Origin of the sequence: Hymenobacter sp. IS2118, assembly GCF_000715495.1 — a bacterium.
In the GTDB taxonomy this organism is placed as follows: domain Bacteria; phylum Bacteroidota; class Bacteroidia; order Cytophagales; family Hymenobacteraceae; genus Hymenobacter.
Genome location: NZ_JNLX01000163.1, coordinates 1 through 24,743, shown reverse-complemented (window position 1 = coordinate 24,743; position 24,743 = coordinate 1). Strand labels below are relative to the sequence as shown.

The window sequence follows — 24,743 nt, the reverse complement described above, 5'->3', positions numbered from 1 at the left end:
CCCCGCCGTAAGCCAGCACGTAGGCGCTGGTTTCGATAACGGCCAGGGTCCGAAAGGCCATGTTGCGGCGTAAAATGCTCAGCGCGGTGGCAGACAAGCCGTTGAGCAGCAGCCCCAGGCCCATCAGACGCACCAGCGGCACCACCGCCGGCTCGTCGAATACCAGCCGGGCCAGCGGGGCGGCAGCGGCCAGCACCAGCGCACTCACCGCCCCCAGCAGCGCCCCCGACGTGAAGGCCGCCCGCACGTCCTCCTCGCTCATGTCGGGCTTTTGCACCAGGGCCTGCTCCAGCCCAATCTGCGAAAAATAGGTACCGAAGCGAATAACCACCCCCGCCAGCGCCACCAGTCCGAAGGCGGTCGGCGCCAGCAGCCGGGCCATCACGCCGGTGTAACCCAGCTGGAGCACGGCCGTGATTACGGTGGCGGCCGTGCTCCAGCTCATGCTGTGCAGGGTGGCAGTCGTCAGGTTTTTAGCAGCAGCCATGCGGGTTCGGGCAAAATCGTTACTTGTAGTAGCTGTAGGCGTTGCCCTGGTGGCGGTACTCATAGCTGCCGGCAAACCGCACATCATTGATAACCAGGTACACCTGTCTGATTTTTTCTTCCTGATACAGTTCGTTGATGCGGCTCACCAGGCCGCGGTTGGTGTAGTTATAGCGCACCACGTACACCGTGGCGTCGAGGTGCTGCACCAGCACGAAATATTCGGCCACGAAGCCCACTGGTGGCGTATCCAGCACCACGTAATCGTATTCGGCCCGCAACAAATTCAGCAGCAGGGCCATGCGCGGGGTTTCGAGAAGCTGGGAAGGCCGGCCCGGCACCGGGCCACAGGGAATAAAGTCGAGCCCTGGCACCCCGCTGAAGGCCAGGCACTGGTCCAGGGAGCATTCCGCGCTGAGGTAGCTGGCCAGCCCGTGGCGGGAGGGGGCGGCCGCGGGGAAATAGGCGGCCACGGTGGGCCGCCGCAGGTCGGTTTCGACCAATACCACGCGGCGGCCCGAGTGGGCCAGCTCCGTGGCCAGGTTCACGGCGCAGAAGGTCTTGCCCTCGCCGGGCACCGTGGAGGTCACGCCCAGCACTTTCTTGTCGGGGCCGGCCGCCAGGTACTGCAGGTTTACCCGAATGGAGCGAAACGACTCGGCAATAGGGCCTTTGCTGCGATGCGCCAGGTCTTTGGTTTCGGCGCGGGTGCCGTGCGCCACCACGCCCAGCACCGGAATGTTCGTCATCTGGGCCAGGTCTTCCTGGCCCTGCACGGTCTGGTTGGCCTTGTCGAGCAGCAGCACCAAGCCGGTGGGCAGCAGCAGCCCCGCCAGCAGCGCAATAAGGGCCACCAGCTTGAAATTGGGCGATTCCGGACCGGCGCTGCTGAGCTGCGCACGGTCTACCACGCGCTTGTCGGTGGTGTTGGTGGCCAGCGCCAGCGCCGCCTCGTTGCGCTTCTCCACCAAAAAGCTGTAGTTCTTCTCGTTAAAGTCGCTTTCTCCCTTCAGGGAGGCCAGCTGGCGCTCATCTTCCGGCAGCCGGCTGATTTGGCCGCGCACCCGCGCCAATTGGGCGTCGAGGTCGCGCAGGCCAATGTCGGCACTGCGGCTCATGTTGGTCAGGTTTTGAATCAGGGCCTCCTTGGTGTTGCTGATGCGTTCGTCGAGCACCACTATCAGCGGGTTGCTGCTGCTGCCGTTAACGCTCAGGGCCGCCCGGCGGCTGTTGAACTCGTTCAGTTGCAGAATGAGGCTGTTGAGCACGCCATCGTCGATGCCCGCGCTGCTGGGCGACGCCATCTGGCCGCCGCGGTTGGCTTGCAGGTAGGCCAGCAGGCTCAGGCTGTAGCGGCGCATGGTAGCCGCGCGGGCGCGGGCGGCCTCCAGGTCGCCGAGCCGCTGTATGCTCGACGAGGACTGGGCGTCTGCGTCGACCATGCCCCGCGTGGCCCGAAACACCGACAGCGCCCCCGCAGCCCGGCGGCGGCTAAGGGTCAGCCGGGAGATTTCCTCGTCCAGAAACGCCAGGGTTTTGCGGCCGGTCAGGTCTTTGGCGCGGAGGTCGGCAGCTACGTATACGGCCATCAGCGTGTCTAAGAAAGTCTGTCCTCGTGCCGGTAAGCTGTTTTTCAGCCGCAGCTCCACGATGCGCGAGTCGTGGTCGATGGGGCGCACGGCCAGGCCGTTGGCGTAGCGCCCGGCCGCGCCGTCTACGTCGCTAAGCACAAAGTAGTAGCGCCCGGCACCGGCCTCGAACGGCACTTGGGGCACGGGCTGCACCACCACCTGCAACAAAGGGTGTCGCAGGGTGGCACCGGCAACGATGGTCGTATCGAGCTGTACGTTCCACACCTCGCGCAGCAGGCGGCCCGTGGGCAGGTCGGCCAGCTGGCTGCGGGCCGCGGCGGCCTGCAGCCGGTAGCGTCCCGGCCCGGCTGGGGCCACGTAAATGCGCACGTCCGTCAGTTGGGGCACGGTCAGGTCGGCCAGCACCCGGAACGGCATGGCGGCGGCGGGCTGCTCGCGCACCAGTACCGGCCGCAGCCGGTTCAGCCACGAGGCGGGCTCGCGGTAGTAGGCCACGGCGTAGGGTAGGCGGCGCAGGGCTTCCCGCACCACGCCGGCCGAGGTAATCAGGCCCACTTCGTCCTCCATTTTCAAGCCTTTGTCGTGCACTTCCAAAATTTGCAGCAGCTCCTGCGCCCGTTTCGAGCCCGTGGCCTGGTCGCCGAGCAGCATGGTAGCCTGCAGGCCGTACATGGGCGGCGTGAGCAGCAGGTACAGGTAGGCCAGCGCCCCGGCCAGCGCCAGCGCCCCCGCAAACAGCGGCCAGCGCCGCCGCAGCTTGAAAAGCAACAGGCTCAAGTCCAGTTCTTCGACGGCCGATACAGGAGGCGTTTTCATGCGAATGCCAAGGCCCCGGCAGCGGACAAAAAGCCGCCCCAGTCCTATGATTAGTTGATTTTGAGAAAGCTCAGCAGTAGCACCACGGCCGAAATGCCCGAGAAAGCCAGCCCCAGGTTGCCGGCGTTGGCGCGGGCGGTTCGGGCCCGCAGGGGCTCCACATACACGGCATCGTTGGGCAGCAGGTAGTAGTAGGGCGAAGCCAGCAGGGTGGGGTCGGTGAGGTCGAGCAGCACCACCTCCGAGCCGGTGGGGGTTTGACGAATCAGCTTAACTTTTTGACGGTTACCGAATTCGGTGAGGTCGCCGGCCAGGCCCAGGCCTTCCAGCACCGTGGCCTTGCCGTTGTACACGAAATAATGGCCCGGGCTGCGCACCTCGCCCAACACCGTGAGTTTGAAGCTCAGCAGCTTCACTACCACGTTGGCCCCGCGCACGAAGCTGCTCACGCGTTGCTGCACCGCCGCCTGCACGGCTATTATGTCCAGGCCGGCCACTTGCAGCCGGCCCACGGTGGGCAGCATAATGTTGCCGTCGTTGCCCACCGAGTAGCCGCTCAGGAACATCATGCCCGGGTCGCTGCCAAACATGGCGCGCGCATCGGCCACGTTAAAAAGCTCATTGAACTCGGGCTGCGAGCTTTGCACCCGCACCGAAAGCACGTCGTTGGGCTGAATGCGGTAGCTGGGCGGCGTGTTCGCGACGGCCGTGGCGGCGGTTCTCGAATAGCCCGCGTTTTGCAGGTACGGCAGCTGGCTCTGGGTTACGCAGCTGCTCAGCAGCGCCAGCCCTGGCAGCAGGCACCAGATGCAGAGAGAAGGGAGTAAGCGCATGGACGTTCGGAGAAGAAGCCTGAACCACCGGAAATACCCATTCCACAAGGACAAAGCGGGTAGCCGGGTGGCCTGACAAAACTCGTCGCTTCCCGTTTCCATCAAAATGAGGAGCATCACTTTTGGGATTGAGGATGCTCAGTTCATTGACCCGGCGATAAGTAACTAATTGCCAAGGTGATTGGCCGACGTTTTACAATGGCTGCGGGCGGGCGGGCCCGTCCCGCTCCGCACCGGCGGGCGGTGGCGCGGGCCACCAGAATTGAGATGGCCAGTTTTAGTGTGGCCATTAAATATTATTTAATACACGTATATTTACATGTTTATTGATTGTTTTAAATACATCCGATATATTCGAGCACGAATCCCCTATTCCCCGCTGTCCTGACTAACGCTTAATAATTAGTAAAACAGGGCCTTGTAGCAGATTAATAACATGCGCTATGGCTGAGCTCCCTCCACTTCGCTGTCTTATAGCTGACGGAAACGACACCAGTCGGCTCACCCTGTCGAATTTAGTCGGGCTCACCGAGACCCTGGAGCTGGTGGCCAGCTTGCCCGATGGGCTGCAGGCCTTGCGCTTCATGCAGCAGCAACCAGCAGTCGATGTGCTACTGCTCGACATTGAGCAGTCCGAACTGAGCGGCCTCGGGCTGATACCGCTACTGCCGAGCCCCTCGCCGGAAATTATTATCGTGGCTGCGCATCGGGACCTCGCGGTAGAAGCGTTCGAGTTGAACGTCACCGGTTACCTTCTCAAACCGTTGGATTACGGCCGGTTTCGGCTGGCAGTGGACGTGGCCGTGCGCCGCCGCCGGGCCGCGCTGGCACTGGAACTAGAACCGGCTTCGTTGCCGCCCCTACCCGCTAAAAGCAACAAGTTTGACAACTTGTCGGAACTGTTCGTGAAGGTGAACAACCGGCTGGTGAAGCTCAACTTCGACGAAGTGCTTTACATCGAAGCCATGTCGATGTACTCCGTGCTAGTGTTGGCCAATCACAAATACATCGTCCATGCCACGCTCAAGCAACTGACTGAGCGCCTTCCGTTTGCCCACTTCCAGCGCGTGCACCGGTCCTACATTGTCAACACCCGTCTCATCGACAGTATCGAGGACAACCGGCTGGTTGTCGGAGCTTACGAAATTCCGTTGGCCCGGTCCTACCAGGAAGCGCTTTTCAGCTCTATCCGAAGCCTATAGCTGCCCGGGCGGTGTGGTGGCACGGGGCCGGCAGCACGCGTTTGGCGGGGGCTGCAACTGCCGGGCTGGCAGCGGCAGGGCCTGCCCGGATAGCTCGCAAGAACTCGAAAGCAGCCGCGCGCGCGCCCTCCACAGCATAAGTGCTGATGGAAATTTTCGCTCCGCTCATCCACCCCGCCGGAAAATGATATCGAACAGCCAACATATTGATTTTCCTCAATCAATGAGCCTTGTAGCGTGCTGACATTCGCGCTGTAATTCAGTTGTCAAGCAGCGGTGAAAAAATGTATCACCCTCATGCGTGACTGCTTAAAATCAATAGACTTGTTCCTAAATACAAAAAAGTATAAAATCGACGGTCATGACTCGCTTTTTTCGTTTCTGCTTATTCGGGAACAAGTCTAATGTATTGAAGCAATAAACTAACCGCGTAACTGCGCCCGCGCCATGAAACAGCACTTAGAAAGAGCCATCCGGGTGAGCCGCCGGCTCCTGGACAACTACGTGGGCATTCGTGAGTCGGAGGAAAGCATCATTGCCGATTCGCAGGCCTATTGGAACCGTCTCTCCAACCAGGGCCGCGACGGCGGGCCCGCGCACTTTCGCGGCCAAAGCATCTTCGAGCAGGACGAGCGGTGGCTGTCCATTGGCTACAATAACCTCCGGATTCTGCACCGCTTTCTGGGCCCCGACTGGCTGACGGCCACGCCGCGCCGGGTGGTGGACTGGGGCTGTGGCGGCGGTACCAACGCCGTGCATTTCGGCCCGGGCGCCCGCTCGTACTACGGCGTCGAAATAACCCAGGCCAGCCTGGACGAGTGCGGGCGGCAGATGCAGGACGTGGGGCTGGAAAATTTCCGCCCGGTCCTGTTCGACGCGGCCCAGCCCGAGCGGGTGGCCACGCTTATTCCGGAGCCGTGCGACCTGATTATCTCGACGTATGTTTTTTGTGTATTTCCCTCCAAAAACTACGCCCTGCGGGTACTCCGAACGATGCATGCCATTCTGGAGGAGGCCGGCTGCGCGCTGATTCAGATTAAGTACTGCACGCACCAGCTCAACAGTCGCTCGTACCACTGGGGCTACGCCAAAAATATGGGCAATATGACCACCTTTTTCATCGAGGAATTCTGGACCCTGGCCACCGAGTGCGGCCTAGAGCCCCAGCTGCTGTACCTGGAGCCGCACCAGCCGCTGAATGGCGACAATCATTTCGCGTATTTCCTGCTCAAAAAAGCGGCCCCGGAAAAGGCCGCGCCGCTTGCGGCGCGGGCCGGGTAGGGGGCCGCAGCGCCATGCGCCCCAACCACCGGCGGCGGAGATACCGGGTGGGCGATTTCTTGAGGCATCTGATTGTTTAGGCGGCTTTTGGCCAGCGCTTTCCGCTTGCGGGCCGCGCTGTGCAACGCCATTCCATTCCTGATTATGCTGTTCAATTCTATCGCTTTTCTGGTTTTTTTCATCGTAGTCACGGCGCTGTACTATGCCTTGCCGCATCGGTTCCGCTGGCTGCTGCTGCTGCTGGCCAGCAGCGGCTTCTACATGGCCTTTATTCCGGCTTACGTCCTGATTCTGTTCTTTACCATTGGCATCGACTACGTAGCCGGCATCCAGATAGAGCGGGCTCAGGGCCCACGGCGCAAGCACTACCTCATTCTGAGCCTCGTGGCCAACCTCGGGGTGCTGGCGTTTTTCAAGTATTATAACTTCTTCACCGACAACGTGAATGCGCTGGTGGCGGGGCTGCACCTCACGCCCTACGAGCTGCCCTACCTGAATATCATCCTGCCCATTGGCCTCTCGTTTCACACGTTTCAGGCCATGAGCTACACCATTGAGGTGTACCGGGGCAATTTTCCGGCCGAGCGCCATTTGGGCATCTACGCGTTGTACGTGATGTTTTACCCCCAGATGGTGGCCGGGCCGATAGAGCGCCCCCAGAACATTCTGCCCCAGTTCTACAAAGTCCAGCGCTTCGATTTCGAGCAGACGATAATTGGCTTGCAGCGGATGCTGTGGGGACTGTTTAAGAAGGTTGCCATTGGGGACGTACTCGGCCAGTACGTCAATTCGGTGTACGACAATTACCCCATGCACTCCGGGCTGGCGCTGCTGCTGGCCACTTATGCTTTTGCCATCCAGATTTATTGCGACTTTTCCGGCTACTCGGATATGGCCCTGGGCGCGGCGCAGGTGATGGGGTTCCGGCTGATGGAAAACTTCCGCATGCCCTACGCGGCCAAGAGCGTGACGGAGTTCTGGCGCCGCTGGCACATTTCGCTTTCTTCCTGGCTGCGCGACTACCTCTACGTTGCCCTGGGCGGCAGCCGCGATGGCCGGTGGCGCACCTATCGCAACCTGCTGCTAACCATGCTGCTGGGCGGGCTCTGGCACGGCGCGTCCTGGAACTTCGTGGTCTGGGGCTTTCTCAATGGCCTGTACCTGAGCGTAGAAAAGCTCCTGGGTGTGCGCGTAGACGCCCCCCTGAGCGGGCCGGCCAAGCTGGGGCGGATGCTGGTCACCTTCCACCTGATTTGTCTGACGTGGGTGTTTTTCCGCGCCCCGGACTTTTCGCAGGCCCTCTACATTGTGGGCCACATTGTGGCAGCGCCGGCCTCCTTCACCGACGGGCTCCTGCCTACCACCAATATCTGGGTGCCCATGCTGCTTGCCGTGGGCCTGCTGCTGCTGGTAGAGTTTGGCTTTCTGCGCCGCTACACCTTCCAGCAGCTCTCGCCGCGGACTGGGTGGGGGCGGCCCCTGGCCGTGTCGCTGGCGCTGACGGTGCTGATTTTGTGTTTCGGGGTATCCTCAGGCGGGCAGTTTATTTATTTCCAATTCTAAAAAACGAGGCATCATGCGGCCCTTTTTTCTGTTCCTGGCCCTTTTTTCCGGCTGCCTGCTGGTTGTTGACGGCGTGGGGGGGCGGGTACTAAACCATTGGTGGAGCAGCGCGCGCGGCGGGCAAAACGGCGGACAAATAAGCGGCTACCTGGCCCGCCCGGCCCCGCCCGCTGTGCTACTGATGGGCAATTCGCGCGTGGGCTGCAACGTCGACCCGGCCAGCTTTGGGCCGGGCGCGCTCACCATTGCCCACAACGGCAGCGGCCAGGCACTGAGCACGGGACTGGTATCGGTGATGCAGCAGGCGCAGAAGCTGCCCGCAGTGGTGGTGCTGCACATAGATTTGGAGGAATACGCCCAGGAAAGCGACACCGGGCAGCTGCAGCTGCTCAGCTACTTCTATGGGCAAAACGACTACGTAACGCGCCACCTCAACGCCCAGGGCTGGGCCGAACGGGTGAAGCTCCATTCGGCCCTCTACCGGCACAACGGCCGGCTTCTTACCCTGGCCAAAAACTGGCTCCTGCCCGGCACCGCCACCGATTATGGCTTCCAGCCCCTGGCGCCCAGCCACCGCGACAGTCTCAACACGCTTTACTCCAGCCAGCAGCTGCAGCAGCGCCCGGCTAAGCTAAACCGTGCCCCCCTGCAGGAGCTGCAGGCATTCGTTTCCTTGTGTGAGCCCGCGCGGGTGAACCTCATTTGTTTCACCTCGCCCTACTACCGGACGCCTCCACGCCTGGCGCGCGCCGCGGCGCTGGTCGACTCCCTGCTCCGGAAACACGAGGTGCCCTACCTCAACTATGGCCAGCGCGCCATGCCCGCTTTGCAGGGCAGCGCATACCTGTGGCGAGACGTTGGGCACTTGAATTCGAACGGCATTCCCTTGTTCAGCAGCGTGCTGGTCCGGCAAGTCCACGAGCAGCTGAAGCCGGCGGGCGGCAGGGCGGCGCATCGCATCCAGGGCCCGCCCTTCAAGCCAGCCCCACTGGCGGCGGGCGCTAACTAGAGCGGTTTCGGCGTCTGCGCGTGGGCCCGGAGGCGGCCGCTGGGGCCAAGCCCGTGAGGGGCCGGGCAATGCGCAACATTATACCAATTGCCAGCGGCTCAATGGCTTGCGCGGAACTTATAGACACGTGGGTATTCTGCTGTAGGCTTCGGAATAGATGAAACCAGCCGTAAATTTTTATTTAAAATGTTTATAATCATATTTTAAGCTAAACGCCGCTTCTAATTTTCCAATCAATTACAGCGCCTTTTTTCGCACAAGGCCCATTTGCTGTCTCAACCCTTTTTCTCCCTGCATATGAAGCGCGCACTTATCACCGGGGTCACCGGCCAGGACGGGGCCTATCTGGCCGAACTACTCCTCAGTAAAGGGTACGAGGTGCATGGCATCAAGCGCCGCTCCTCCATGATTAACACCGAGCGAATTGACCGCCTGTATCAGGACCCGCACGTGCGGGACCGCCGCTTTTTACTGCACTACGGGGACTTGTCGGACGCCACCAACCTGATTCGCATCATCCAGCAGGTGCAGCCCGACGAGATTTATAACCTGGGTGCCATGTCGCACGTCAAGGTGTCGTTCGACACGCCGGAGTATGCCGCCGACGTCGACGGAATCGGCACGCTGCGCCTCCTGGAGGCAGTTCGCATACTGGGCCTGGCCGCTAAAACGCGCATTTACCAGGCCAGCACGTCCGAGCTCTACGGGCTGGTGCAGCAGGTACCCCAGAGCGAAACTACCCCGTTCTATCCCCGTTCGCCCTACGCCGTGGCCAAACTCTACGGCTACTGGATAACGGTGAATTACCGCGAGGCCTACGGCATGTTCGCCTGCAACGGCATCCTGTTCAACCACGAAAGCCCGCTCCGCGGCGAAACCTTCGTGACGCGCAAGATTACGCGGGCGGCCGCCCGCATTGCCCTGGGCCTGCAGCAAACACTGTTTCTGGGCAATCTGGACGCCAAGCGCGACTGGGGCCACGCCAAAGACTACGTGGAGGCCATGTGGCGCATGCTGCAACAAGACACGCCCGAAGACTATGTAATTGCGACCGGCGTCACGACGACCGTGCGCGAGTTCGTCCGGCTCGCTTTTGCCGAGCTCGGTATTGAGCTTGCGTTTTGCGGGGAAGGCGTCGAAGAGTCGGCGCGCGTTGTGTACTGCCACAATTCCGACTTCGGGCTGGAGCCCGGCGATGTGGTGGTGAAAATTGATGCGCGCTACTTCCGCCCCACGGAGGTGGAGCTGTTGATTGGCGACCCTACCAAGGCCAAAACCCGACTCGGCTGGCAGCCCCGCTACGACCTGGCCGCGCTGGTGCAGGAAATGGTGCAAGCCGATTTGGCCCTCTTTCGCCGCGATGCCTACCTGCATCAAGGCGGCCACGTCACCTTAAATGCCTATGAATGAGGCAATTAGTTGTGCAAAAGCGTGTTGAATGGCTACCAGCCAATTGACACAGGACTTACGCAGTCCGCCGCTAGCGCGCGTCTCTGACGCGTGGTTTCTTGGCTTGGCGTTTCCAAACGCCGCCTTTCGCCCCATCTGGTCTCGTTGGCCCCGCGCGTCACAGACGCGAAACCAGTAGGCAACGCGTCGGAGACGCGCGCCAGCGACAGAGTGCGTAAGTCCTATGACAATTAAAATATTAAAGCTTGTAGCTCACCGCTCAGCACCACAAATGCCCCGTTCTTAACGACCTGCTGCTCATGGAACAAGACGCCAAAATCTTTGTGGCCGGCCATCGTGGCATGGTCGGCTCAGCGCTCGTCCGCCGGCTGGAGCAGGCGGGCTATTTCAACCTCCTTACCCGAACCTCTCAGGAGCTCGACTTACGCAACCAGGCCGATGTGGCCGATTTTTTTGCTGCTGAGCAGCCCGAATACGTGCTGCTGGCGGCCGCCCGGGTGGGCGGCATTCTAGCCAACAACACCTACCGGGCCGATTTTCTGTACGATAACCTGATGATTCAGAGCAACGTGCTTGCGCAGAGCCACCAGCACCGCGTCAAAAAGCTCTTATTTCTGGGGTCATCCTGCATCTATCCGAGGCTGGCCGCGCAGCCTATCAAAGAATCGGCGCTGCTTTCCGGGCCCCTGGAGCCCACCAACGAACCTTATGCAATAGCCAAAATTGCAGGCCTGAAGCTGTGTGAGGCTTACCGTACTCAGTATGGGCATCGGTTCATCAGCGCCATGCCCACCAACCTCTACGGTCCGGGCGACAACTATGACTTAGCAAATTCGCACGTGCTGCCGGCGATGCTGCGCAAATTTCACGAAGCCCGGGAGGAAGGGCACGCCAATGTGGAAATCTGGGGCACCGGGGAACCGTGCCGCGAGTTTTTGCACGTTGACGACCTGGCCGATGCGTGCCTGCATCTGATGCTGCACTACGACGATGGCCAACCGGTTAATATTGGCACAGGCCGCGACATTTCCATTCGCGACCTGGCCGAACTGATTCGGGAAATAACGGGCTACACGGGCGCCATCCGATTCGATACCTCCAAACCCGACGGCGTACCCCGCAAGCTGCTTGACGTGAGCCGCCTGCGCGACCTTGGCTGGGAGTATTCCATTGGCCTGCGCGAAGGCATAGAAGCCGTTTACCGCGAAGCCTTTGTCACCGTCTGAGCGCCACTACTGCTGACACACCCGGCACATTCAGCAGGTTCTAAAGCAAATTCCCGGAGCTGCGACACTTCGCCGGCCCGAACAGCGCACGCGACCTGTTGGCCGGCCCGGCCGGTCAAGGGCTTGCGTGCGCTGGTCCTTAATCAACCAACTGCCCTGATTATTTTGCACCAGCAGCTGAGGGTGCGGAATAAAGAGCCAAAGTTAAAGAGCATTGCGGGTGCAAAGCAATTGGCTACATGAGCTCGGGGTTTTTTTGATTACAAAAAGAGCAACAAAAAGTGCGTCGTCTGGCCCGTTAGGTCGAAAATAAAACTTGAGAAAAGCGGTGCAAAAAATAATTGCCATTGCTGGTGAATTGCCGGGCGTAACAATACCGTATTTTTGCACCGTGCTTCAACCAAAACCCCAGTTAATGAAGCGTGGGACACTGCTCGGCAAGGACCCACGAGAGGACCGGAAGGTCTTTGCTACTGTCGGTTTTTCCGATTTTGCCGCTGGCATTTCCGTTGCTTTTTTGGGTGTTGCCTCGCTACCGTTTCGGATTCCGAAACGGTTTTTTTATGCCCAATGAGTTCGTTGGTGGCTGTCCCGTAGCCGCTTCCGAACGCAAACCAATAGTCCCGACACCCTCACTTTTCCTCAACTCCGGTATGGCACGTAAAGACCTGCTCGACATCGCATCCCTGCAACGGGAGGAAATCGAGTTCCTCCTCGACCAATCCACTTCCTTTAAGCAGCTGTTCACCAATCGTTCGGTGAACAAAGTCCCGGCTCTTGAGGGGAAGTCCGTACTCATGCTTTTCTATGAGGACAGCACCCGGACGCACTCCTCCTTTGAGGTGGCAGCCAAACGCCTTTCCGCCGGGGTAACGAATTTCGACATCGCTCACTCCTCCATCACCAAGGGCGAGTCGGTGCGCGAAACGGTGGAGACGCTCCAGGCCATGCGCACCGACTACATCGTGGTCCGCCACGGGCGCTCGGGCCTGCCCGGCCTGATTGCCCGTCAGACCACGGCCTCGGTCATCAACGCCGGCGACGGGGCGCACGAGCACCCCACCCAAGCCCTGCTGGACGCCTTCACCATCAAGGAAAAATTTCCCGACCCGAGGGGCAAAAAAGTCCTCATCATCGGTGATATTCTGCACTCCCGCGTTGCCCGCTCCACCAGCACCCTGTTGCAAAAGCTGGGCGTCGAGGTCGCTTACCTCGGGCCGGGGTCGCTGGTACCCAAACATGGCCCGGCCACCATCCGCCGCTTCACCGACTACCAGGCGGCTATGGCCTGGGCACCCGATGTGGTGTACCTGCTCCGCGTGCAGATGGAGCGCCAGGATGTGCAGTTCTTCCCCAGCCTGCGGGAATACCACCGGCTCTACGGCATCACCAACGACCGGCTGGCGGAAATTCAACAACGCGGCCTCTACATCATGCACCCCGGCCCCGTGAACCGCGGGGTTGAGCTCTGCGACGCCGTTATGGACTACGAGCGCAGCCTTATTACCAACCAGGTCGAAAACGGCATCGTCATTCGGATGGCCGTGCTCGACTGGCTCACGCCGGGCGGGAAAGCGTCGCGGGCAGAGCCGACGTTCGGCCGGTCTGCTGACCGTCACGCTGAGCTTACCGAAGCTTCTTTACCTCGCAGCTAACCAATACCGTTGCACCGAAGCGGTAGAGATGCTTCAACTTCGCTCAGCATGACGGTCAATTAACTTTATAAGCAGCTTCTTTTTCGCCAATAGCCAAGCCCTCCCAACCCGCTTGGCCAGTTTACAGAAATAATTCCTCCATGCTCTTCCTTCAAAACGCCCGTATTGCCTCCGAAAATTCACCCGTACTTCTCGAAGGCGATGTGCTAATCGTCGAAGGGAAATTTCAGCAAATCGGCCACAACCTGACCATTCCCGAGGGTGCCCGCGTTATCGACGCGCGGGGTCGGGTGCTGATGCCGGCCATGTTTGATGCCCACGTCCATTTCCGCGCCCCCGGTTTTGAGGCCAAGGAAACCATTACTACGGGCAGCGAGGCGGCCATCAACGGCGGCGTTACCGGCGTGGTGATGATGCCCAACACCCGCCCGGCCATCGACTCAGCCATGGTGGTGGCCACCGTGCTCGACAATGCCAAACACCGGTCCCGCATTCCGATTTACACCTCCGGCTGCGTCACCAAAAACCGCGATGGCAAGGAGCTGGCCGAAATCGACGGGATGCGCGAGCTGGGAGTGAAAATGCTGACCGACGACGGCGATACCACCAACGACCCGGCGGTGCTGTTGCGGGCGATGCAGTACGCCACCGAGTTTGGGATGTTTTTCGCCAGCCACTGCGAGGTGCCGGAGCTGGCCGGGCCGCGCGCGCTGAACGAAGGGGTGATGAGCTACCGGCTCGGCATCAAGGGCTCACCGGCCTGCGCGGAGGAAATCATCATCGACCGCGACATTCGCCTGGCCCACGCGGCGGGCGCGCACGTGCACATCCAGCACGTTTCCAGCAAGATGGGCATGGAAACCATCCGTTGGTGGAAATCGCGCGGCGATGTGAAGGTGACGGCGGAAGTGACTCCGCATCACCTCTTATTCACCGAAGAACACATCGGCGATTACGACACGAACTATAAGATGAACCCGCCACTGCGGACACAAGCCGATTGTGACGCGCTGCTCGAAGGACTCATCGAAGGCGTATTCGACCTGATTTCCACGGACCATGCCCCGCATACGCCGTACGAAAAAGCCCAGGACTTCATCAGCGCGCCCAACGGCATCACCGGCCTGGACACGGCGCTGGTCTCGCTCTATCACTACTTCGTGCGGCCCGAAAAATTCGGGTGGGACGTGGTGGTGAAGCGCTATTCGGCGGAGCCCCGCCGCCTGATGGGCCTGCCGGTAGCCACCATCGAAGTCGGCCAAACGGCCGAGTGCCTCTTATTCGATACCGAAGCGGAAACAACTTTCACGCGGGAATTCATGAAATCCAAATCCCACAATACGCCCTTCCTCGACCAGACCTTGAAAGGCTCGGTAGACCTGGTGATTTTAGGCACGGAAATCTTACTGGAGCGCGAATAGTTGAAAAAGGTTGACGGTCATGCTGAGCTTGTCGAAGCATCTCTCCCGCAGTAGTAAATCAATCGACGCAACGAAGTGGTAAAGATGCTTCGACAAGCTCAGCATGACCGTCAAGTAACCTACTTAAAGCAACGAAGCGTTAGAGATGCTTCGACAAGCTCAGCATGACGAACGACTGACCGACTAAATAATACCCAATGACTACTCCTTCTATCCCCGAAACCCCAAAGCCGCTTATCGGCGTTGTCATGGGCTCCAGCAGCGATTGGGACACCATGCAGCACGCCGTGCAGATGCTCGCGCACTTCGGCGTAGCCCACGAAGCGCGCGTAGTGTCGGCCCACCGCATGCCCGACGACCTGTTTGCCTATGCCGAACAAGCTGGCCCACGCGGCTTGCAGGCCATTATTGCCGGCGCGGGCGGTGCCGCCCACCTGCCGGGGATGCTGGCTGCCAAAACCACGGTGCCCGTGCTGGGCGTGCCGGTAGCCAGCCGCCATTTGCAGGGCATGGATTCGCTGCACAGCATTGTGCAGATGCCTAAAGGAATACCGGTGGCCACGTTTGCCATTGGCAACGCGGGAGCGGCGAATGCCGCGCTGTTCGCCGTGAGCCTGCTCGCGCTGCACGACCCGGACCTGGCGGCCAAGCTGCTGGCGTTTCGCGCCGAACAAACCGAAGCCGCCCGCGCCATGACCCTGCCGCTATGAGCGCCGGACTTCACGAGGCCCCGATGACTCCCATTTTGCCGGGCAGCACGGATACCGCCGGCCAGCAAGCCACGCTGGGCGTACTGGGCGGCGGCCAGCTGGGGCGAATGTTCGTGCACGCCGCCCAACGCCTGGGCTACCGCACCGCCGTGCTCGAGCCCGACGCGCAAAGCCCCGCCGGGCAGGTGAGCCACCACCACATCCAGACCGCCTATGACGACCCGGCCGGGCTGGCACAGCTGGCCCAACTGTGCCAGGCCATCACCACCGAGTTTGAAAACGTGCCCGCCCAGGCCCTGCAAACGCTGGCGCTAACGCGGCCCGTAGTGCCGGGCGCGGCGGCCGTGGGCATTGCCCAAAACCGCATCGCGGAAAAAGCCCTGTTCGCGGCCTGCGCCGACAAATCGGGAGTGAGCTGTGCGCCCTACGCCGTGCTCGAAACCCCGGCCCAACTCCAGGCCATCCAAGACGAACGGGCCGATTTGCTGCCCGGCATCCTGAAAACGGCGCGCCTCGGCTACGACGGCAAGGGCCAGGTGCGCGTGAATACCGCCGGTGAGCTGGCCGCCGCCTGGGCCGAGCTGGGCAGCCCCGCCTGCGTACTGGAAAAGCGGCTGCCGCTAGTCGCCGAGTGCTCGGTACTAGTGGCGCGCGGCTACGACGGGCAGGTTGTCAGCTTCGCGCCGCAGCGCAACGTGCACGTAGATGGCATTCTGGCCGCGACCCACGCCTACGAAGGAACTATGCCACCCGCCCTGGCCGCTCGGGCCCGCGCCGCAGCCATTTCCATCGCGCAGCATCTGGGCTACGTCGGGGTGCTGTGCGTCGAGTTTTTCGTGATAGACGATGGCATCGAGTACGGTGGCCTGGTAGTGAACGAAATGGCCCCGCGCCCGCACAACAGCGGGCACTACACCCTGGATGCCTGCGACGTGTCGCAGTTCGACCTGCAGGTTCGTACCCTGGCGGGTTTGCCCTTACCGGAGCCGCGTCAGCATTCCCCGGCCATCATGCTCAACCTGCTGGGCGACGTGTGGTTTGATGCCAGCGGTCAACCGCGGGAGCCGGACTGGCCCGCCGTGCTGCGCCTGCCAGGCACGCACCTGCACCTGTACGGCAAGATGCACGCACGCGCCGGCCGCAAGATGGGCCACCTGACCATCACCGGCTCGGATGTTGGCAGTGTGAGAGCCGTGGCGCGCCGCGCCGCTGGTCTGCTCGGCTTGCCGGGTCTGGATGCTCTTTAGCGGCAGTTTGATTTCAATTCGCTCTACCGTAACCTCACCCCCTAGCCCCCTCTCCAAAAAAGAGGGGGAACTAACCTCTAGCTCTAAAATCAGGTTTTCCGCTTCCAGTCTCAAACCCTTACCACCCCACCATTTTCTAGACTTAAAAACTAGAAACTAGTCCCCCCTCTTTTTTGGAGAGGGGGCTAGGGGGTGAGGTTACCGCCAGAACAACTCATGCCACAAGTAACCCTAACCCTCTCCGACGGCACCGCCATCACCGGCGAATCCTTCGGCGCTTTCACCTCCGCCGCCGGCGAAGTCGTGTTCAGCACGGCCATGACCGGCTACCCCGAAAACCTCACCGACCCGTCCTTCGCCGGCCAGATTCTGGTGCTCACCACCCCGATGGTGGGCAACTACGGCGTGCCCGGCGAAGAGCTGTACGAGTCGATTTCAGCCATTTTCGAGTCCGACAAAATCCACATTGCCGGGCTCGTGGTGAACTACTACTCCGAGGAGCACAGCCACTGGAACGCCGCCAAAAGCCTCGGCGACTGGCTGAAGGAGTACAACATCCCCGGCATCTGCGGCGTCGATACCCGGATGCTCACCAAGAAGCTGCGCGAGAAAGGTGCGATGCTGGGCAAAATCGTGGCCGACACCGACGTGCCCTTCCACGACCCCAACCTCGACAACCTGGTGGCGCAGGTGAGCCAGCCCGGCGTACAGCACTTCGGCAGCGGCAAGCACAAAATCGTGCTCGTGGACTGCGGCACCAAAACCAACATCATCCGCTGCTTCCTGGAGCGCGACGTGGAGCTGATTCGCGTGCCCTGGGACTACGATTTCACGACCCTAGCCTACGACGGCCTGTTCCTGAGCAACGGCCCCGGCGACCCCAAAATGTGCGAAGCCACCATCCGGCACCTGCAAACCGCCCTGGCCCAGGACCGGCCCATTTTCGGCATCTGCCTGGGCAGCCAGCTCATGGGCCTGGCGGCGGGCGGCGACACCTTCAAGCTGAAATACGGCCACCGCAGCCACAACCAACCCGTGAAGCTCACCGGCACCCAGCGCTGCTACATCACCAGCCAGAACCACGGCTTCGCGGTGGATACCGAAACGCTACCCGCCGAGTGGCAGATGCTGTTCGAGAACCTGAACGACGGCACTTGCGAAGGCATCAAGCACACGTCCAAGCCGTTTTTCTCCACCCAGTTTCACCCCGAAGCCGCCGGCGGCCCGCAGGATACGGAGTTTCTGTTTGATGACTTTTTGGCGGCGGTGGTGGATTATAAAGCGGGACGATAAACAGAACGAGCAGAACGCAATAAAAAGAACGTCATGCTGAGCGGAGCGCAGCGAAGTCGAAGCATCTCTACCGCTTCGTTGCCAACGCAAAATTGCTCAAATAGTAAGTAACCAAAAAACTAAAGATGACATCCGTACTTGAAGATTTACACGATGCCACTTTGGTGAATGTCGATTTTATCTGGGTAACCGGCATAGTAGACATTCACCTACGAACTGCCTCAAACCCCGTTTTTCTTTTGAGAATTATCAACGCAACTGCATTGCACGCCACTAGAGATTTTGAATGGGGACCGAGTGCACAAGTAAATGCCGTCACGGTTTCTGAAGAATCGTTTGCCATTGAAATGCAGAGTGGCGACGTTATCAGAATCACAGGAAATATTAACACTCCACTTAAGATTGAAGCAAATTAGAGATACAACGAAGCGGTAGAGATGCTTCGGCTACGCTCGGCATGACGTTGTAAATTCTCCGCAGCATGTACGTCTACATCCTGACCAATCCAACCCAAACCGTCCTCTACATCGGTGTCACCAACGACCTCACGCGTCGACTGTACGAGCACAGCGAAAACCGGGGTAACGCCGGGAAATTTACTGGACGGTATCAGGCTGATTTGCTGGTGTACTTTGAAATAGCACCCGATGCAACGCAGGCCATTGCGCGGGAAAAGCAATTGAAAGGCTGGAACCGCCGGAAAAAAGATACACTGATTGGCGCGTTTAATCCGACGTGGAAAGCCATTGATTTAGAGACTTGGAAAGGCTGACCCCAACGAATTCAACGAAGCGGTAGAGATGTTTCGACTCCGCTGCGCTCCGCTCAACATGACGTTCTGACTGCTCCTGGCAGTCTGTTACCCAACCCTTAGCATGAACAAACCTAACAAAGTACTCATCCTCGGTTCCGGCGCGCTGAAAATTGGCGAGGCCGGGGAGTTCGATTATTCCGGCTCGCAGGCCCTCAAGGCGCTGAAGGAGGAAGGCATCCGCACCATCCTCATCAACCCCAACATTGCCACCGTGCAGACCTCCGACGGCATGGCCGACGACGTGTACTTCCTGCCCGTGACGCCCTACTTCGTGGAGGAAGTCATCAAAAAGGAGCGGCCCGATGGCATTCTGGTGGCCTTTGGTGGCCAAACGGCCCTGAACTGCGCCGTGGCCCTGTACCGCGCTGGCGTGTTCGAGCAGTACAACGTGCAGGTGCTGGGCACGCCCGTGCAGAGCATCATCGACACCGAGGACCGGGAGATTTTCAAGGTCAAGCTCGACCAGATTGGCGTGCTCTCGGCCCGCAGCGTGGCCTGCACCAGCATGGATGCCGCCCTGGCCGCCGGCGAAACCATCGGCTTCCCCATCATCGTGCGGGCCGCGTTTGCGCTGGGCGGGCTGGGCAGCGGCTTCGCCAACAACCCGGACGAGTTGCGGGCGGTGGTGCAGCAGGCCTTCACGACGTCGGACCAGGTGCTGGTGGAAGAATCGCTCAAGGGCTGGAAGGAAGTGGAGTACGAAGTGGTGCGCGACCAGTTCGATAACTGCATCACGGTCTGCAACATGGAGAACTTCGACCCCATCGGCATCCACACCGGCGAGAGCATCGTGGTGGCCCCGTCGCAGACGCTGAGCAACCGCGAGTACCACAAACTGCGCACCATCGGCATCCAAACCATCCGGCACCTGGGCATCGTGGGCGAGTGCAACATTCAGTACGCCCTCGACCCCGCGTCCGAAGACTACCGCGTGATTGAGGTGAATGCCCGCCTCTCGCGCTCGTCGGCGCTGGCCTCGAAAGCCACGGGCTACCCGCTGGCCTTCGTGGCCGCCAAGCTGAGCCTGGGCTACTCGCTGGCCGAGCTGAAAAACAGCGTGACGCAGACGACTTCGGCCTTTTTCGAGCCCGCCCTCGACTACGTGGTGGTGAAGCTGCCGCGCTGGGACCTGGGCAAATTCGCGGGCGTGAACCGCCAGATTGGCTCGGCCATGAAGAGCGTGGGCGAGGTGATGGCGATAGGGAAATCGTTCGAGGAAGCCATCCAAAAAGGCCTGCGGATGCTCGACACCGGCCGGCGCGGCTTCGTGGCCAACCGCCCCGATGCCCTGGCCCCCGAAACCCTCGACCAGCAGTTGAGCGAGCCCAACGAGGAGCGCATTTTCGCCATCAACCGGGCCTTTGAAGCGGGCTACTCGGTGGCGCAGGTGCACGAGCTGACCAAAATCGACCACTGGTTTTTGCAGCGCCTGTTCACCATTTTCAAGCTGGGCCAGCAGCTGGCCACCGGCCGCGCCGGGGGCCTCGATTCTTTGGAAACCAAGCTGTTGCGCGAGGTGAAAAAGGCCGGTTTTTCGGACCAGCAGATTGCCGTGCAGCTACTGGGCGAAGGTGACGTGAAGGCCGACGAGCTGCTGGTGCGTGCCCGCCGCAAGGCCCTGGGCGTGCTGCCCGTGGTGAAGCAGATTGACACGCTGGCCGCCGAATTCCCGGCCAAAACCAACTACCTCTACCTCACCTACCACGGCACCGAAAACGACCTGGACCGCGAAACCGCCAAGTCGGTGCTGGTGCTGGGCTCGGGCGTGTACCGCATCGGCTCGTCGGTCGAGTTTGACTGGTGCGGGGTGCAGGCCGTGCAAACGGCCGCCGAAGAGGGCTACAAAACCATCCTCATCAACTACAACCCCGAAACCGTTTCGACCGATTACGACGTGAGCGACCGGCTCTACTTCGAGGAGCTGAGCTTCGAGCGGGTGATGGACATCCTGGATTTTGAGCAGCCCGGCGGCGTGATTCTGAGTACCGGCGGCCAGATTCCCAACAACATCGCCACCCGCCTCGAACAGGCGCAAGTGCCCATCCTAGGTACTACAGCGGCGCATATTGACGAAGCCGAGAACCGCCACAAGTTCTCGCGCATCATGGACGAGCTGGGCATTGCCCAGCCGCGCTGGAAGGAGCTGACCTCGCTGGAAGCCATGCACGAGTTTGTGCGGGAAGTGGGCTACCCGGTGCTCATCCGGCCGAGCTACGTGCTGTCGGGCGCGGCCATGAACGTGGTGTCCAACAACTTCGAACTGGAAGAATTCCTGAAAGCGGCCAAGGAAGTAAGCGCCGAATACCCGGTGGTGGTGTCCGAGTTCATGCAGGAAGCCAAGGAAATCGAGCTGGACGCGGTGGCCGACCGGGGCGAAATCGTGAGCTACGCCATTTCCGAGCACGTGGAGTTTGCCGGCGTGCATTCCGGCGACGCCACCATGTACTACCCGCCCCAGCGGGTGTACGTGGGCACCATCCGCAAGCTCAAAATCATTGCCGAAAAGGTGGCCCGCCGCTACGAAATCAGTGGCCCGTTCAACATCCAGTTCCTGGAAAAAAACGGAGCCATCAGCGTGATTGAGTGCAACCTGCGGGCCTCGCGCAGCTACCCCTTCGTGTCGAAAATCTCGGGCAACAACCTCATCAAAAAGGCCACCCAGGTGCTATTGGGCAAGAAGGTGGAGCGTGACGAAAGCGAGCGGGTCTATGACCTGCCCTTCGTGGGCGTGAAGGCCCCGCAGTTCTCCTTCACCCGCCTGCCCGGTGCCGACCCGGTGATGCGTGTGGACATGGTGAGCACCGGCGAGGTAGGCTGCCTGGGCGACACCGCCGAGGAAGCCCTGCTGAAATCGATGCTGAGCGTGGGCTACAAAATCCCCGAGAAAACGGTGCTCATTTCCGGCGGCCCCATCACGTCGAAAGTAGCGCTGCTCTCGGCCACCCAGCTGCTGGTGAAGCGCGGCTACCAGATTTACGCCACCCAGGGCACCCACCGCTTCTTCGCCGAAAACAACGTACCCAGCAGCCTGCTCTTCTGGCCCAGCGACCTGCAGGAACCCAACGTGCTGACGTATATCAAGGAGAAGAAAATCGACCTGGTCATCAACATCCCCAAGAACCTGTCGAAAGGCGAGCTGGACAACGACTACAAAATCCGCCGCACGGCGGTAGATTCCGGCGTGCCGTTGCTGACGAACGCGCGGCTGGCCAAGGCGTTTATCAAGGCCTTCTGCACGCTGGAGATGAAGGATTTGAAGATTAAGAGCTGGGGGGAGTATAAGGCGATGTAGGGACAGCGCATCAAAAAGCTGTAGGGCAGTCAGGGTAATGAGCCATGAGGGCTTGCGCCGTCAGTGGCCATGAAGCGGGAAATACGCCTTCCCCTCCTCGTTGAGCATCTAGGGAGAGCATCAAAAAGTATAGGGCAATTGGTTCCGCACCTACCAACACGCTTTTCGGTGGCAGCGGTCAAGAAAGTAGTGAGCGCGACTACCCCATGCTTTTTGAATACTCTTCCATTAGGTAAGCACGGCCGGCAGGTGCTTGCGGTATCGTTTGACGCTGGAGAGACTGATACCCGTCAATTTCACGGTTTCGACCACGGACAGGCCTTATTTGAGCGCCTTTTTTACCTTGGCCAGCTTCTCGACATCCAGCCCTTTGGGCCGGCCGATGTGCTTGCCCTAGGCGGCATCCAGTTGCTGACCGACCTTAGGCTTCTCTAGGATGCTACCAAGGCCGTACTAGGCCAGCGAAGCGAAGATGGAGAGCATGAACTTGCCCCTGCTCATTGAAGGTGTCATGGTAGCCGCGCAACTACTTGATAAACATGTTAAAAACTCAAAAAGCGCCGACCTTTCGGCCGACGCTTTTTGAGTTTTGGTGAAGGACAAGGCATTGCAAGCCCAGCCCTTGTGTTGGGAGTGTGAATTGGAGGAACTGGTGCCCTTATCGGGAATATACCGAGGTATAGGTTGAAACTTTGCCGTTCACGGCCGTATCGGTAAATGTGAGGCGTAAGGTATTCGTATTCAGTTCAGTCAGAGCCAAGTGTCGTGCCTGGTCTGATAGGGTAAGCGTAATCGAATCGGAGGCCGCACTCAACTCCCAATGGCCTGTGATGGGTGTGGCTTCGGTGCCGCCTTTGAGCACCGTTACTACTCCATCGGCCTGAAAATCGACCTTTGCATCGAGCATCCCAGGTTTCACGTGCGCAAATAAATCGGCCGATTCTGATTTATCGCCGCCGACATTGCTCACAATGAGGGCCGTCTGGTGCCAATCCCGTGCGACCAACTGCTCGTAGCGGCTGGCTTTGGTGACTTCCACCTGTGGGGTGGGATTTTCTTCAACTTCCTTCTGGCACGAGGCAAGACTGCATACGGCAGCCAATGAGCCAAGTATTAGGTTTTTTCTCTTCATACAAGCATGGTTAGGGATTCAACTTCACGCACTACTGCGTAGTTCTTCTGCACTTTTTCCTCTTCACTACCACTTCAGTTCCAACTTCACTCCGCTACCCAGTTTACAGGTCGCGGCTATAACCGGAGAGCCATTTCTTTAGTTCATGTTATCACGGTAAAATTATATATTTATAATTTTACTAAAAAAAATTATGCCGTTATAAAAATCCAGTTGCGCCCTGATTTCAATGCTGGAAAGGACCAAAAGATGTGGAAAATCGCCCCTTCCTGAGCCAATCGCCGCGGCGCAGCGGTATACCGACGGGGCTTTGCCACCAGCTGTTTACGCTTCAGACTTGTCTCTTCGTATAGCATTTTGAAAAATGCCATACGAGAAATATGACAACTGACGACCATTAAAGCGTGCAACTCGTCTGGGGTGAGGGCCGCTATAAAGGCCCGCTGGTGAACCACGCCGCCCAGGCGCTGGGCCTGCGGGTAAAGGCCGTCAGCAAGCTGCCTGGCCCAGCGGGATTACCAGACCAATCCACGCAACCGCTAAGCCTGGGGTAAAATTTTTCTCAGCAACTTAAATGCGCAGACGGCTCAGACTAACCGCACTATGCAAGTTGGTGGCAAATCTGGGTCAGCAGCTCTTCTAAATAGGCATCGTTCCATCCGAGCCGCTTTCGTTTTTTCTTGATGCTGACCCGTGTGGGGTCCTGTTGCAGCAGGTTAAGCGCCATTTTGCGCACGAGGGCCAGGTTTTCCACGGCTTGGGCCTGGCGCAAGCGGTGGGCGTCTTCGCCCAGCGTCACGTCCAGGTGCCAGTGGAGCTTGTTTTCAATGGCCCAGTGGTCGCGCACGGCGGCCGTGGCCTGGGCCGGGGTCAGGCTCGCGCGGCTGCTGAGGTAGTAGCGCACGGCCTGCGACTGGGCCGGTCCGTCGACCGGGTGGCGGGTGGTCGCGACCCGGACCAGGGCGGCCAGCCCCGGCCAACGGCCTTCTTCATCGACCCAGCGCAGGTCGGTTTGGACGCTGACCTGGGTGCAGAGCGGGGTGTTGTGGGAGGCCAGGCTCCAGGATTCGAGCGTCTGCCGAGCGGGCACCTGAGCCAGGGCGCGTTCGGCCTCGGCCAAGAGCGTGGCCTGGTTCTCCTTGAGGGCCAGCAGGTAATCACCGCCTTGCTGGCAAATCTGGGCCGCGATGGCAGGTTGGCAGCTGAGCGCATCGAGGCTGACGAGGCAGCCGCGTACGTCGAGTAGGGCCAGTACGTCGGGGATGGCCGCCAGTTCGTGGCCTTTGCCCGCCGTGGCCACCTGGGCCAGGCTCAGGCCCTGGGCGCTGGCCACGGCCGACACCACGTGCAGCGCCTGCGGGCCGGAGCCGCGCAGGGTCTTACCGTCGATACAAACCTGGCCGAGTTGGTCGGCGGGCAGCACCTGCCGCATCCAGGCCAGAAAGGCCGCGTTGAACGCCGCCGCGTCCAGGTGCTGAAAGACCCGCCGGAAGGTATCGTCGGACGGAATACCGTTGTCCAGCGAGAGGTAGCGCCGAAAGACGGGTTCTTTCTGCTGGCCAAACCAGGCGATTTCCTCAAAATCGTCGGCCCCGCTCAGCACAGCTAGCACGCTGATAACGAGAATGTCTAATAGTTTGTGGCGAAAGTTTTTATTCTGCCGCCGGAAGTCCGGCACGTCGGCTAAGTGGGTGAGTAACGACATCGAACCAAGGGGGTAAGCCGCAAATTTACCCTTGCGCACATAGTGCGGTTAGTCTG

Annotated in this window: 21 protein-coding genes; 16 read left to right on the top strand and 5 right to left on the bottom strand. The window is 60.1% G+C overall.

What is annotated here, in order from left to right; genetic code table 11:
• From GM79_RS16900 to GM79_RS16890, 3 genes are all read right to left on the bottom strand, one after another.
• The coding region (locus GM79_RS16900; protein ID WP_035566212.1) for an oligosaccharide flippase family protein at positions 1-487 on the bottom strand (487 nt) is incomplete at its 3' end.
• Positions 488-506: 19 nt separating this feature from the next.
• Positions 507-2,894: a polysaccharide biosynthesis tyrosine autokinase gene (locus tag GM79_RS16895; protein ID WP_035566209.1), complete on the bottom strand. Its 2,388-nt coding sequence runs from the start codon at positions 2,892-2,894 to the stop codon at positions 507-509.
• 50 nt (positions 2,895-2,944) lie between these two features.
• Positions 2,945-3,727: a polysaccharide biosynthesis/export family protein gene (locus GM79_RS16890; RefSeq protein ID WP_035566206.1), complete on the bottom strand. Its 783-nt coding sequence runs from the start codon at positions 3,725-3,727 to the stop codon at positions 2,945-2,947.
• A 443-nt stretch (positions 3,728-4,170) separates the two neighbouring features.
• Between GM79_RS16890 and GM79_RS16885 the strand changes: the two genes are divergently transcribed.
• From GM79_RS16885 to GM79_RS16820, 16 genes are all read left to right on the top strand, one after another.
• Positions 4,171-4,929, top strand: a complete 759-nt coding sequence (locus tag GM79_RS16885) for a LytR/AlgR family response regulator transcription factor (RefSeq protein ID WP_072008646.1) — start codon at positions 4,171-4,173, stop codon at positions 4,927-4,929.
• Positions 4,930-5,376: 447 nt separating this feature from the next.
• A complete protein-coding gene (locus tag GM79_RS16880; protein WP_051718997.1) occupies positions 5,377-6,210 on the top strand; it encodes a methyltransferase domain-containing protein in 834 nt (277 codons plus the stop codon).
• A gap of 144 nt (positions 6,211-6,354) precedes the next feature.
• Complete coding sequence (locus tag GM79_RS16875) at positions 6,355-7,773, top strand: MBOAT family O-acyltransferase (protein WP_035566219.1); 1,419 nt, start codon at positions 6,355-6,357, stop codon at positions 7,771-7,773.
• Between the two features lie 13 nt (positions 7,774-7,786).
• The gene (locus GM79_RS16870) at positions 7,787-8,782 is read left to right on the top strand and encodes a hypothetical protein (RefSeq protein ID WP_035566200.1); all 996 of its coding nucleotides are present in this window, start codon (positions 7,787-7,789) and stop codon (positions 8,780-8,782) included.
• 297 nt (positions 8,783-9,079) lie between these two features.
• Positions 9,080-10,192 (top strand): GDP-mannose 4,6-dehydratase, encoded by a 1,113-nt coding sequence (gmd, locus tag GM79_RS16865; RefSeq protein WP_035566198.1) that lies wholly within the window; start codon positions 9,080-9,082, stop codon positions 10,190-10,192.
• A gap of 299 nt (positions 10,193-10,491) precedes the next feature.
• A complete protein-coding gene (locus GM79_RS16860) occupies positions 10,492-11,418 on the top strand; it encodes a GDP-L-fucose synthase family protein (RefSeq protein WP_035566195.1) in 927 nt (308 codons plus the stop codon).
• Positions 11,419-11,746: 328 nt separating this feature from the next.
• A complete protein-coding gene (locus GM79_RS25045) occupies positions 11,747-11,992 on the top strand; it encodes a hypothetical protein (RefSeq protein WP_152560051.1) in 246 nt (81 codons plus the stop codon).
• 79 nt (positions 11,993-12,071) lie between these two features.
• Positions 12,072-13,073, top strand: a complete 1,002-nt coding sequence (locus GM79_RS16855; RefSeq protein ID WP_081867834.1) for an aspartate carbamoyltransferase catalytic subunit — start codon at positions 12,072-12,074, stop codon at positions 13,071-13,073.
• Between the two features lie 140 nt (positions 13,074-13,213).
• Positions 13,214-14,494 carry a dihydroorotase gene (locus tag GM79_RS16850; RefSeq protein ID WP_035566193.1) on the top strand — a complete coding sequence of 427 codons (1,281 nt, stop codon included), beginning with the start codon at positions 13,214-13,216 and terminating at the stop codon, positions 14,492-14,494.
• A gap of 197 nt (positions 14,495-14,691) precedes the next feature.
• Entirely contained in the window at positions 14,692-15,204 is a 513-nt protein-coding gene (purE, locus tag GM79_RS16845) for a 5-(carboxyamino)imidazole ribonucleotide mutase (RefSeq protein WP_035566190.1), read from the top strand.
• Positions 15,201-16,451 carry a 5-(carboxyamino)imidazole ribonucleotide synthase gene (locus GM79_RS16840; protein WP_081867833.1) on the top strand — a complete coding sequence of 417 codons (1,251 nt, stop codon included), beginning with the start codon at positions 15,201-15,203 and terminating at the stop codon, positions 16,449-16,451. Before purE ends, GM79_RS16840 begins: the two co-directional genes overlap by 4 nt.
• Positions 16,452-16,667: 216 nt before the next feature.
• Positions 16,668-17,744, top strand: coding sequence for a glutamine-hydrolyzing carbamoyl-phosphate synthase small subunit (gene carA, locus GM79_RS16835; protein WP_035566187.1), 1,077 nt, complete (start codon positions 16,668-16,670; stop codon positions 17,742-17,744).
• A 125-nt stretch (positions 17,745-17,869) separates the two neighbouring features.
• Positions 17,870-18,160: a hypothetical protein gene (locus tag GM79_RS25040; protein WP_152560050.1), complete on the top strand. Its 291-nt coding sequence runs from the start codon at positions 17,870-17,872 to the stop codon at positions 18,158-18,160.
• 65 nt (positions 18,161-18,225) lie between these two features.
• On the top strand, positions 18,226-18,516 hold the full coding sequence (locus tag GM79_RS16830) for a GIY-YIG nuclease family protein (RefSeq protein ID WP_200875621.1): 291 nt from the start codon (positions 18,226-18,228) through the stop codon (positions 18,514-18,516).
• 103 nt (positions 18,517-18,619) lie between these two features.
• On the top strand, positions 18,620-21,850 hold the full coding sequence (gene carB / locus GM79_RS16825) for a carbamoyl-phosphate synthase (glutamine-hydrolyzing) large subunit (RefSeq protein WP_035566182.1): 3,231 nt from the start codon (positions 18,620-18,622) through the stop codon (positions 21,848-21,850).
• A gap of 213 nt (positions 21,851-22,063) precedes the next feature.
• Positions 22,064-22,285 (top strand): hypothetical protein, encoded by a 222-nt coding sequence (locus GM79_RS16820; RefSeq protein ID WP_152560049.1) that lies wholly within the window; start codon positions 22,064-22,066, stop codon positions 22,283-22,285.
• Positions 22,286-22,508: 223 nt separating this feature from the next.
• On the opposite strand, the gene GM79_RS16815 is transcribed toward GM79_RS16820, so the two are convergent.
• Complete coding sequence (locus tag GM79_RS16815; protein WP_152560048.1) at positions 22,509-22,982, bottom strand: hypothetical protein; 474 nt, start codon at positions 22,980-22,982, stop codon at positions 22,509-22,511.
• A 601-nt stretch (positions 22,983-23,583) separates the two neighbouring features.
• Positions 23,584-24,687: an ISAs1 family transposase gene (locus GM79_RS16805; protein WP_035559885.1), complete on the bottom strand. Its 1,104-nt coding sequence runs from the start codon at positions 24,685-24,687 to the stop codon at positions 23,584-23,586.
• Positions 24,688-24,743: the final 56 nt, after the last annotated feature.